Here is a 10,306-nt window from a genome sequence, read left to right as displayed (position 1 = left end):
ATCCAGCCGACGGATTCGCGGCAGTCGGGCCCGAACTCCGGGCCCGACTGCCGCGAATCCGTCGGCTGGATGATCCGGCTGGTGCTGCCGAACGGTTTTGACGGCAGCGTCTGGTTCTCGCGGTACGGCAGTGATTCCGGGCCGTGCATCTCGTCGAGATGCGGCTTGTGGACCTTCGAGCCGCTACCGCCGCCGCTGGCTTTCAGCGCGGAGCCCACGGTCTTCTTCTTCATCGCGCTGACCGGCAAATTCGCGGCGTCGCCATACTTCTTCGTGCCGGCATAGGCGCCGGCCTTGCCCTGGACGGTGCGCTGCTTGGCAGTGGGATCGTCGACCACCGCGAGCTCGGTGGCGCGCAGGCGCTTGACTTCGTCGCGGAGGCGCGCGGCTTCCTCGAAGTTCAGATCGGCGGCGGCCTCGCGCATCCGCGTTTCCAGGTCGCCGAGCACGGCCTCGAAATTGTGGCCGATCGAGATGACGTCGTCGGTCATGTCGTGGCCGCCGACCTCGATCAGCACGTGGTCGCGCTCGTACACGGAGTTGAGGATGTCGCCGATCTGCTTCTTCACGCTCTCCGGCGTGATGCCGTTGGCGGTGTTGTACTCGACCTGCTTTTCGCGGCGGCGGTTGGTCTCGGCGATGGCGCGCTCCATCGACCCCGTCATCTGGTCGGCATAGAGGATCACCTTGCCGTCGACGTTGCGCGCGGCGCGGCCGATGGTCTGGATCAGCGAGGTCTCGCTGCGCAAAAAGCCTTCCTTGTCGGCGTCGAGGATCGCGACCAGCGCGCATTCGGGAATGTCGAGGCCTTCGCGCAACAGGTTGATGCCGACCAGCGCGTCGAACGCGCCGAGACGGAGGTCGCGGATGATCTCGATGCGCTCGATGGTGTCGATGTCGGAGTGCATGTAGCGGACGCGAATCCCCTGCTCATGCAGATATTCGGTGAGGTCCTCCGCCATGCGTTTTGTGAGAACCGTGACCAGCGAGCGATAGCCGGCCTGCGCGGTGGCGCGGACCTCGCCGACGAGATCGTCGACCTGGGTGCGGGCCGGGCGAATGTCAACGGGAGGATCGATCAGGCCAGTGGGGCGAATGACCTGCTCGACGAACACGCCGCCGCTCTCGTTCAGCTCCCAGCCGCTCGGCGTTGCCGACACCGCAACGGTCTGCGGCCGCATCATGTCCCATTCCTCGAAGCGCAACGGGCGGTTGTCCATGCACGAGGGCAGGCGGAAGCCGTATTCGGCCAGCGTCGCCTTACGGCGGAAGTCGCCGCGGAACATGGCGCCGATCTGCGGGATGGTGACGTGGCTCTCGTCGGCGAAGATCAGCGCGTTGTCGGGGACGTATTCGAACAGCGTCGGCGGCGGCTCGCCGGGGCGGCGTCCCGTGAGGTAGCGCGAATAGTTCTCGATGCCGGCGCAGCTTCCCGTCGCCTCCATCATCTCGAGGTCGAAGGTGGTGCGCTGCTCCAGCCGCTGCGCTTCCAGCAGGCGCCCCTGGTCGTGCAGCTGGTCGAGCCGCTGCTTCAATTCGAACTTGATCGACTTGATCGCCTGCACCAGCGTCGGGCGCGGCGTCACATAGTGCGAGTTGGCGTACATCTTGATGAATTCGAGCTCGTCCTGCTTGTGGCCGGTGAGCGGATCGAACTCCTCGATATTCTCGATGGTGTCGCCGAACAAATTCACGCGCCAGGCACGGTCTTCATAATGCGCCGGGAAAATGTCGATGACGTCGCCGCGCACGCGAAACGTGCCGCGGGTGAAATCGGCCTGGGTGCGCTTGTACTGGAGCGCGACGAGGTCGGCGATGAGCTGGCGCTGGTCGATGCGCTCGCCCTTCTTCAGTGCGAAGGTCATCGCGGTGTAGGTTTCGACCGAGCCGATACCGTAGATGCAGGACACCGAGGCGACGATGATGACGTCATCGCGTTCGAGCAGCGCGCGCGTCGCCGAGTGCCGCATGCGGTCGATCTGCTCGTTGATCGAGGAGTCCTTCTCGATATAGGTGTCGGTGCGCGGGACGTAGGCTTCCGGCTGGTAGTAGTCGTAATACGAGACGAAATACTCCACCGCGTTATCAGGGAAGAAGTTCTTGAACTCGCCATAGAGCTGGGCGGCGAGCGTCTTGTTCGGCGCCAGGATCAGCGCGGGGCGCTGCGTCTTCTCGATCACCTGCGCCATCGTGTAGGTCTTGCCCGAGCCGGTGACGCCGAGCAGCACTTGGGTGCGGTCGTTACGCTGGACGCCTTCGACCAGCTCGGCGATCGCGGTCGGCTGGTCGCCCTTGGGCTGGTATTCCGATTTGATCTCGAAGCGCACGCCGCCTTCGGACTTCTCCGGCCGCGGCGGCCGGTGCGGCGTCCACACCTTGGTCGAGCCGTCATTCTTGCGGAACTCCGGCCGGCCCTCACGGATCAGCGCCTCCAGCGCATCCGCGGTCGCCTTGACGCCGAGCGCCTCCATCTTGCTGCGCGGCGGACGTGCCAGCGCCTCGGCATCGTCTTCCTCGGTGGGCAGGCCAAGCTGCCGCGCCAGTTCCGGATCGAGCGTCGGGATCGTGGCCGCGGTTCCGTAATTGGCCTGCGGCGCCTCTTCCAGCCCGCCAATTTCGCTGGATTGCCGGGCGCCCGCCGGCTGCGGGTTGGGCCGCAGCGGCATCGGCCGCGCGCTGTCCTGCGGAAACTCCTTCGGCGTCGAGGCCCGCGCGCGATGCGCCGCAGCCTCGCCGCCCGAGCGGCGGTCGCGCGAATTGTCCGGCGGCGGCTGCAGCCCGGTACCCGAGCCAAGCCCTGCGTCGCCGCGATTGATCGCGGGATTGAGCAGCTCGGCCAGCGCCGGCCCGATCGGCTGCACATCAGGCCGATGTGCCTTCGAGTTGGGGGCCTTGGTCTTGGGGGATTTGCCGGATTTTTCGGAGGATGCAGGTTTCTTCGCCATGAGCCGAATATGGGACGAGTCCGCCTCCCGATAAAGGGTGAATGACCGTCCTCATGCAGCCTGCTGACAGCAGGTTGGCAGCAGCCTCGGCCTCACGCCGCCGGCATCGGCCCGCCGTCGTCCTCACCCGCCTGATACGGCTTGAGGATATCGAGGTGGATGCCGCCGCAATCGGTGCAGCGCATGGTCCAGTATTCGCACCCTGCGCGGCCGCCGATCACGCGGAGCACCGAGAGATCGCCGTCGCATTCCGGGCAATTCGACAGCACGTTGCGGGCGTAAATTCTCGGCCGCGGCGTGTCTTCGATGTCGATGACTGACATGACCCGGTTCCCCCCTTTTATGCTGCTGCCCGGTTCGCTTGCCGTCCGGCTTGCTTATTCGTCGTCGCTGTCGGCCCGGCGGCGGAAGCGGTCGATGTGGTGCTTGGCGTCGGCGATCGCGGCGTTCTGATCGGGCCAGGCGAAACCGACTTCCATCGCCGGAAACAGCACGCCGTCGATGGCGACGGGGCTGAGATCGGCGCGGCGGATGCGGGCGTGCCAGAGGCCTTTGCCAGCCTCGAAGGATTCAATGTCAAAGCCGTCGTAGAGGGTCGTCATTCTTGTCGGTCCCACGTTTCTTTTCGGAGGGTCAGGGGACCACGTTTGCGGATTCCGGAATGTGAAGCCGTTCACAAGCGGCAGGCTTTTTTGCCTCGGGCGTCAGTTCCGCGCGGCGACACGGCCCGTCCGCTTGACCGGGCGGGCAGCGGGTTCCGAGGCCGCGCGCATGATCCAGCGGCGGAACGCGGCAAAGTCGCGGTGTTCGGTTTGAAAGCTGCGATAGAGCAGGTACCAGCGCATGCCCTTGGGCACCGAGAGGTCGAACGGGGCGACCAGCCGGCCGGCGGCAAGATCGTCGTCGATATAGGGGCGGATGCCCATGGCGATGCCGAGCCCGTCGGCGGCGGCCTGCAGCGCCTGGCCGTAAAACTGGAACTCGGGCCCGCGCGGATTGATGCGAGGGAGGTTCGCGGTCTTCAGCCAGATCGGCCAGTCCTCCGGCGAATGTTCGACGCGGATCAGGCTCGGTCCCTTCAGGTCGGCCGGGCGCTTCAGGCCGCTCGCGAGGCGGGGCACGCAGACCGGCGTGAGATCGCCGGCGAACAGGGGCTCGGCGACGAGCCCGGGCCAGTCGCCGGTGCCGAGCTTGATGCCGCAGCTCCAGTCCTCGCCGAACGGCACCGACGCGCCGCCAGTGGTGAAGCGCACCTCGATGTCGGGCTCTTCGCTGCGAAACTCCGACAGGCGCGGGATCAGCCAGCGCATCGCAAAGGTGTGGCCGACGCCGATGGTGAGCACGCGGACGCTTGCCGGCGCCGTCACCTGCGCGGTGAGGCTTGCCAGCGCATCGAAGATCGGCGTCAGCCCGCTCTGATAGGCGCGGCCGGCCTGCGTTAGCACCAGGCGATTGGCCTTGCGCTCGAATAGCGCGACGCCGAGGCGCTCTTCCAGGAGATGCACCATGCGGCTGACCGCGGCCGCCGACACGCTCAGCTCCAGCCCGGCCGCAGCAAAGCTGCCGGTCCGCGCCGCCGCCTCGAATGCCTTGATGCCGTTGAGAAACAGCAGACGCCGCAAAGGCAAGACCCTTATACAAGACCCTCAGGAAAGCTGATGCCAGGCCAAGATAACTCAGTTTGCGCGGAAGGAGCAAGCGAGGCAGATTTTCCAGCGTAGTTTCGGAATGATTTGTCGGGAGTGCCGCGGCTTCTTCGCCTCTCCCCGTGTGCGGGAGAGGCCGGACGAGGGAGTGAAGCAGCCTGCGTCCCTTACTCAACGGCCCACCACCGGAGATTCGCCAGTGACGCCCATCACGATCGCTGCCCTCGGATTGCTGATGGTCGCCACCGCGTTCCTGTCGGGGCTGTTCGGCATGGCGGGCGGGCTGATCCTGATCGGTGTGCTGCTGGCACTGATGCCGCTGCCGACCGCGATGGTACTGCATGCGATCACGCAGATGGCCTCGAACGGCTGGCGCGCGTTTTTATGGCGCGCGCATATCCGCTGGCGGCCGGTCGCGAACTATATGGTCGGCGCTGCCGTCGCGCTCGCGGCCTGGTCGATCACTCGCTACGTGCCTGATAAGCCGATGGCCCTGCTGCTGCTCGGCATCACCCCGTTCATGGCGCGGCTGTTGCCGTCGAATATCAAGCCGGATCCCGATCGTCTCTGGCAGGGCACGGTCTATGGCACGATCTGCATGGGCTTGATGCTGATGACCGGCGTGTCGGGTCCGCTGCTCGACACCTTCTTCCTCGGCGGCGATTTCGGCCGACGCGAGAAAGTCGCGACCAAGGCGATGTGCCAGCTCGTCAGCCATTTCACCAAGCTGGTCTATTTCGGCGGCATCATCGACCAGGCCGCGAGCCTCGATCCCGTGCTCGCTGGCGTCGCCATCCTTGCCTCGATGCTCGGCACCACGCTGGCGCGGCGCATCCTGGAAGCGATGACCGATCAGCAATTCGTGGCCTGGTCGAACAAGCTGATCACCACCATCGCCTGCTACTACATCGCCTATGGCGGCTGGCTCATGGTGCGCACGCCGGTGCTGGCCGCCTTCGACAAGGGAGGTTTGCAATGAGCGAGACTGCCGATCCGCTGGTGCTGGACTTCGTCGAATGGGTGGCGCGCGAGCCGCGCGCCTATGCCGAGGTGATCGCGACCTGGAAAACCTCGTGCCCGCGCCTCACCATCTGGGAAGACGCCACTGAGCGCGGCTACGTCGCGCGCGAGACGCTGCCCGGTCTCGGGCTGGTGATCGCGGTGACGGAGGGCGGCGAGAAATTGCTGCGAATGAACGGGCGCTAACTCTCGACACATCGTCATTGCGAGCGTCAGCGAAGCAATCCAGAATGTCGCCGCGCGGCAGGCTGGATTGCTTCGTCGCAAGAGCTCCTCGCAATGACGGAGCCAGTGGAGGCGCCTTTGTCACTCAAACTCTACGAACTCGTCGGCACCGACGCCTCGCGTCCCTTCAGCCCGTATTGTTGGCGCACGCGGATGGCGCTGGCGCACAAGGGCCTCGCGGCGGAATCGCTGCCCTGGCGCTTCACCGAGAAGAGCGCGCTCGCGCCGCACGGGTCGGAGAAGGTTCCGGTGCTGCTGCACGATGAGAGATCGGTCGTCGACTCCTGGACGATCGCGATCTATCTCGAGGATAATTTCCCGGACCGTCCGTCGCTGTTCGGCGGCGAGGGCGGCCGCGCCATGGCGCGCATGATCAACGCCTTCGGCGACATCGCCGTGGTCGGCGGCATCTTTCCGCTGATCGTCGCCGACATCCCGAAGAATCTCGCCGAGATCGACGCTGCCTATTTCCGCAAGTCGCGCGAGGCGCGCTTCGGCGGCAAGAGCCTGGAAGCGGTCATGGCGAGCCGCGACACCGGCGTGGTCGCCTTCCGCAAGTCGCTCGAGGTGATGCGCCAGACGTTGAAGAAGCAGCCCTATCTCGGCGGCGCCGCGCCGAACTACGCCGACTACATCGTGTTCGGCGGTTTCCAGTGGGCGCGCGTGGTGAGCCCGTTCAAGCTACTCGAGGCGGACGATCCCGTTCATGCCTGGCGCGAAAAGCTGCTCGACGCGTTCGACGGCATGGCGCGGAAATCGCCGGGGCATGAGGTGTAAGGTACGGTCTCTCCGACGTCGTCCCCGCGAACGCGGGGATCCATACCGCGTGATCTATTCGAGCGCGGATGGTCGAAGTACCGGACGAACAGTCTTCGCCAAACCTCTCCCTGTGGTTATGGGTCCCTGCGTTCGCAGGGACGACAGGGAGGGTGCGGTGATCCTCTCGCGGTTAACGAGCCGCCGCGCTCGCGTCCGCCGCCGCCTTGCGCAAGCACTGGCGGCACAGGCAGTCTTCGCCTTCGACCGGCATCGGCAGCTTCGCGGTTTCCTCCGCGCACCAGCAATTGCCCGAGAGGTCGCAGCCGAATTCGGTGCCGCAGCGCGCGCAGGCGAGGCGGCGCGGTTCCGGCGGTGAGGATTCTTTCGGATTTGTCATGATTTACGTCGAAGCTTCGCCGTGATTTTCATGTCGGGTTCATCGGTCGCTGCGGTATATTAGGCGTCGCGCGCGGACTCCGAAAGCGGCTCCCGACACGCGAAGGACAAATCGATGGCCCGCGATTCGCAAGCCGCGCTCGTCGCGCTCAACCGTTTTGGCTTCGGCGCCCGCGGCGGCGCCTCGGGCGATCTCATCAACGCAGCCTCCGATCCTCGCGGTTTCGTGAAGGCAGAGCTGGTCCGTGCGAGCGGCGTGCTGCTGGAGGCGCCCGGTCTGCAATCGACCCAGCAACTCGGGCAGGCCGTCTTCGCCTATCAGGATCAGGTCAGGCAGGCGCGCGAAGCGGCGAAGGCCGCTGCGCCCGCCGAGACGCCGCCGCCTGCGCCGACAGAACAGAAGCCCGGGCTCCGCCGCAATCTCTCGCTGAATGCGGCAGCAACGGAGGTCGCCGGCCAGATGACGGAGGCCAAGCCGGCGGACAACAAGCCGGCGGACAATGCGGCAAGGCCGGACGCGATGCAGCCCAACGCCGCCGCGCCGCCGGCCGCAAAGCCGGCACCTCAGCCGCTCAACGTGATTCAAAAGACCTTCCGCTCCGAGGCGCTGGCGCGCCTGCAGCGCGCGACGCTGGCGACCTGCGGCTTCACCGAGCGTCTCGTCGCGTTCTGGTCCAACCATTTCTGCATTTCCGCGACGAAGGGCGAGCTGGCGCGGATCTGGGCCGGCGCGTTCGAGCGCGAGGCGATCAGGCCGCATGTGCTCGGGCGCTTCGCCGACATGCTGAAAGCGGTGGAGCAGCATCCGGCGATGCTGTTCTTCCTCGACAACCAGCAATCGCTCGGGCCGGATTCGCGCGCAGGCCAGAATCGCAAGCGGGGGCTCAATGAGAATCTCGCGCGTGAGATCATGGAGCTGCACACGCTCGGCGTAGGCGGCGGCTATACGCAAGAGGACGTCACCTCGCTCGCGCGCATCATCACCGGCTGGACCTTTGCCGGAAGGCAGGGGCAGTTGGGGACGCCCGGCTCCTTCGTGTTCAACGCCAATGCGCACCAGCCCGGCGCACAGATGTTGCTCGGCAAGAGCTACGAGGCGGCGGGCCTGGTGCAAGGCGAAGCCGCGCTCGCCGACATCGCGCGCCATTCGTCGACCGCGAATTTCATCGCCACCAAGTTCGCTCGCCATTTCGTTGCCGACGATCCGCCGCCGCGATTGGTGGCGCGGCTGCGTGAAATCTTTGTCAAGACCGACGGCGACCTCAAGGCGCTTGCCGCGGCGCTGGTCGATTCCGACGAGGCGTGGAAGGCGCCGCTGACCAAGATGCGCTCGCCCTATGATTTTCTGGTCGCGAGCGGCCGGCTGCTCGCGCGCGTGCCGGAGGATCCCGGCGCCTATCTGAACAATCTCAATTTGCTGGGACAGCCGCTGTGGTCGCCGGCCGGCCCCAATGGTTTCCCCGATACCAGCGCCGCATGGGCCGCGCCCGAGGGCATGAAGCTCAGGCTCGATATCGCCGCGCAGATGGGCGCACGGCTCGGGCCCAACATCGATCCGCTGGATCTGCTGGAGTTCGCAGCGGCGGACGCGGCCTCGATCGAAACGCGCCGGACCATCGAGCGCGCGGAGTCGCGCCAGCAGGCGCTGGCGCTGCTGCTGATGTCGCCGGAAATGCAGAGGAGGTGACGATGGACTGCACCGAGAACCGGCTCCTCACCTCGCGCCGCGGTCTTCTGCTCGGCGGCGCCTCGTTCGCAGCCTGGGCTTACCTGCCGAAATTCGCACGCGCGGCCGATGGGCGCGATCCCAGGCTGATCGTGGTGATCCTGCGCGGCGCGCTCGACGGTCTCTCGACCGTCGCGCCGATCGGCGATCCCGATTATGCCGGCCTGCACGGCTCGATCGCGCTCACTTCTGACGGCGCGCATCCCGCGATCATGCTGGATTCCTTCTTCGCGCTGCATCCGGCGATGCCGGAATTTGCGCGCATGTATCGCGACAAGCATGCCGCGGTGATTCACGCAGTGGCGACGCCCTATCGCGACCGCTCGCATTTCGACGGCCAGGACGTGCTCGAGAGCGGCTATGCCGGGCCTGGCCGCGTGCAGTCCGGCTGGCTCAATCGCGCGTTGGAAGCGCTGCCGCGCGGCGAGCGCGTATCGAGTGCACTTGCGGTCGGGCCCACTACGCCGCTGGTACTGCGCGGCAATGCCCCGACCGTCGGCTGGGCGCCGGTTGCGCTGCCCCAGGCGGATGACGACACCGCGATGCGCCTCGTCGATCTCTACCGTCATCGCGATCCCGCGCTGGCGCTGGCCTTGTCGCAAGGCCTCCAGCTCGACAAGGCCGCGAGCGGGGACGACATGAAGCCGAAACCCGGCAATGCGGTGGCGCAGATGCGCCAGGTCGCGCGCGGCGCGGCCAAGCTGATGGCGGCGGACGACGGCCCGCGCATCGCCGCGCTCGCCTTCGACGGCTGGGACTCGCATGCCAATGAAGGCGGCCCGGTCGGTCGTCTCGCCTTCCTGCTCGGCGGGCTCGATGGCGCACTCGCCGAATTCGAAAGCGGCTTGGGGGAGCGCTGGCGCGACACTGTCGTCGTCGTCGCCACCGAGTTCGGCCGCACCGCGCGGATCAATGGCACCGACGGCACCGATCACGGCACCGGCACGATCGCGCTGCTCGCCGGGGGCGCCGTGAAAGGTGGCCGCGTCATCTCCGACTGGCCGGGCCTCAAGCTCGCGAACTTGTATGAAGCTCGCGATCTCAAGCCGACCACCGATCTTCGCTCCGTGATCAAGGGCGTGCTGCAGGGCCAGTTCGGCCTGTCCGATCGCGTGCTGGCCGAGACGGTGTTCCCGGATAGTGCGGGAGTACGGCCGATGAAGGGATTGGTCGCCTAACCCCACGCGCCGTCATTCCGGGCCTGCGCCTTGCGGCGCATCCCGGAATGACGAGATAATGGTGCAGCATCAGGAGAACCATCCCCATGTACATCGCCATGAACCGCTTCCGCGTCGCCAAGGGCTCCGAGGCCGCTTTCGAGCAGGTCTGGCTCAGCCGCGATACGCATCTGGACAAGGTGCCGGGCTTCGTCGAATTCCATCTGCTGCGTGGACCCGAGCTCGAGGACCACACGCTCTATGCCTCGCACACCGTGTGGGCAAACCATGCCGCGTTCGACGCCTGGACCAAGTCCGAAGCGTTTCGGGCCGCGCACCACAAGGCAGGCGACAACAAGCCGCTCTATCTCGGCCACCCCCAGTTCGAAGGCTTTGAGGTGATGCAGACCGTGGGACGCGGCGCGAAATAAC

The 10,306-nt window shown here is 66.3% G+C and carries 11 protein-coding genes; 6 read left to right on the top strand and 5 right to left on the bottom strand.

Annotated elements, in window-relative coordinates; all coding sequences use genetic code 11:
* The 4 genes from uvrB to CV770_RS29715 form a co-directional block, all read right to left on the bottom strand.
* Positions 1 to 2,945: excinuclease ABC subunit UvrB (gene uvrB / locus CV770_RS29730; protein ID WP_104464902.1), on the bottom strand; the 2,945-nt coding region annotated here is incomplete at its 3' end.
* 92 nt (positions 2,946 to 3,037) lie between these two features.
* Positions 3,038 to 3,268: a hypothetical protein gene (locus tag CV770_RS29725; RefSeq protein WP_104464901.1), complete on the bottom strand. Its 231-nt coding sequence runs from the start codon at positions 3,266 to 3,268 to the stop codon at positions 3,038 to 3,040.
* A 54-nt stretch (positions 3,269 to 3,322) separates the two neighbouring features.
* Entirely contained in the window at positions 3,323 to 3,547 is a 225-nt protein-coding gene (locus tag CV770_RS29720) for a hypothetical protein (RefSeq protein WP_018318312.1), read from the bottom strand.
* 102 nt (positions 3,548 to 3,649) lie between these two features.
* The gene (locus tag CV770_RS29715; RefSeq protein WP_104464900.1) at positions 3,650 to 4,567 is read right to left on the bottom strand and encodes a LysR substrate-binding domain-containing protein; all 918 of its coding nucleotides are present in this window, start codon (positions 4,565 to 4,567) and stop codon (positions 3,650 to 3,652) included.
* Between the two features lie 223 nt (positions 4,568 to 4,790).
* On the opposite strand from CV770_RS29715, the gene CV770_RS29710 reads away from it, so the two are divergent.
* The 3 genes from CV770_RS29710 (at position 4,791) to CV770_RS29700 (ending at position 6,613) form a co-directional block, all read left to right on the top strand.
* On the top strand, positions 4,791 to 5,570 hold the full coding sequence (locus CV770_RS29710) for a sulfite exporter TauE/SafE family protein (RefSeq protein ID WP_104464899.1): 780 nt from the start codon (positions 4,791 to 4,793) through the stop codon (positions 5,568 to 5,570).
* Complete coding sequence (locus CV770_RS29705; RefSeq protein ID WP_104464898.1) at positions 5,567 to 5,797, top strand: hypothetical protein; 231 nt, start codon at positions 5,567 to 5,569, stop codon at positions 5,795 to 5,797. Before CV770_RS29710 ends, CV770_RS29705 begins: the two co-directional genes overlap by 4 nt.
* Positions 5,798 to 5,914: 117 nt before the next feature.
* Positions 5,915 to 6,613 (top strand): glutathione S-transferase family protein, encoded by a 699-nt coding sequence (locus CV770_RS29700; protein ID WP_201760102.1) that lies wholly within the window; start codon positions 5,915 to 5,917, stop codon positions 6,611 to 6,613.
* Positions 6,614 to 6,785: 172 nt separating this feature from the next.
* On the opposite strand, the gene CV770_RS29695 is transcribed toward CV770_RS29700, so the two are convergent.
* Positions 6,786 to 6,992 (bottom strand): cysteine-rich CWC family protein, encoded by a 207-nt coding sequence (locus CV770_RS29695; RefSeq protein WP_104464896.1) that lies wholly within the window; start codon positions 6,990 to 6,992, stop codon positions 6,786 to 6,788.
* Positions 6,993 to 7,106: 114 nt separating this feature from the next.
* On the opposite strand from CV770_RS29695, the gene CV770_RS29690 reads away from it, so the two are divergent.
* The 3 genes from CV770_RS29690 to hmuQ all read left to right on the top strand — a co-directional run bounded on the left by CV770_RS29690 (position 7,107) and on the right by hmuQ (position 10,305).
* Complete coding sequence (locus CV770_RS29690) at positions 7,107 to 8,678, top strand: DUF1800 domain-containing protein (RefSeq protein ID WP_104464895.1); 1,572 nt, start codon at positions 7,107 to 7,109, stop codon at positions 8,676 to 8,678.
* 2 nt (positions 8,679 to 8,680) lie between these two features.
* On the top strand, positions 8,681 to 9,895 hold the full coding sequence (locus CV770_RS29685) for a DUF1501 domain-containing protein (protein WP_104464894.1): 1,215 nt from the start codon (positions 8,681 to 8,683) through the stop codon (positions 9,893 to 9,895).
* 86 nt (positions 9,896 to 9,981) lie between these two features.
* Positions 9,982 to 10,305: a heme-degrading protein HmuQ gene (hmuQ, locus tag CV770_RS29680; RefSeq protein WP_027534263.1), complete on the top strand. Its 324-nt coding sequence runs from the start codon at positions 9,982 to 9,984 to the stop codon at positions 10,303 to 10,305.
* The last annotated feature ends 1 nt before the right edge of the window (position 10,306 follow it).

Origin of the sequence: Bradyrhizobium sp. AC87j1, assembly GCF_002936975.1 — a bacterium.
Lineage (GTDB): Bacteria > Pseudomonadota > Alphaproteobacteria > Rhizobiales > Xanthobacteraceae > Bradyrhizobium > Bradyrhizobium shewense.
This window is presented reverse-complemented; position numbering and strand designations above follow the sequence as displayed.

What these genes read in the sequence shown, in the direction of transcription:
- CV770_RS29705 (WP_104464898.1), top strand. Translation starts at nt 5,567, where the DNA reads ATGAGCGAGACTGCCGATCCGCTGGTGCTGGACTTCGTCGAATGGGTG.
- CV770_RS29695 (WP_104464896.1), bottom strand. Translation starts at nt 6,992, where the DNA reads ATGACAAATCCGAAAGAATCCTCACCGCCGGAACCGCGCCGCCTCGCC.
- CV770_RS29720 (WP_018318312.1), bottom strand. Translation starts at nt 3,547, where the DNA reads ATGACGACCCTCTACGACGGCTTTGACATTGAATCCTTCGAGGCTGGC.
- hmuQ (WP_027534263.1), top strand. Translation starts at nt 9,982, where the DNA reads ATGTACATCGCCATGAACCGCTTCCGCGTCGCCAAGGGCTCCGAGGCC.
- CV770_RS29690 (WP_104464895.1), top strand. Translation starts at nt 7,107, where the DNA reads ATGGCCCGCGATTCGCAAGCCGCGCTCGTCGCGCTCAACCGTTTTGGC.
- CV770_RS29685 (WP_104464894.1), top strand. Translation starts at nt 8,681, where the DNA reads ATGGACTGCACCGAGAACCGGCTCCTCACCTCGCGCCGCGGTCTTCTG.
- CV770_RS29725 (WP_104464901.1), bottom strand. Translation starts at nt 3,268, where the DNA reads ATGTCAGTCATCGACATCGAAGACACGCCGCGGCCGAGAATTTACGCC.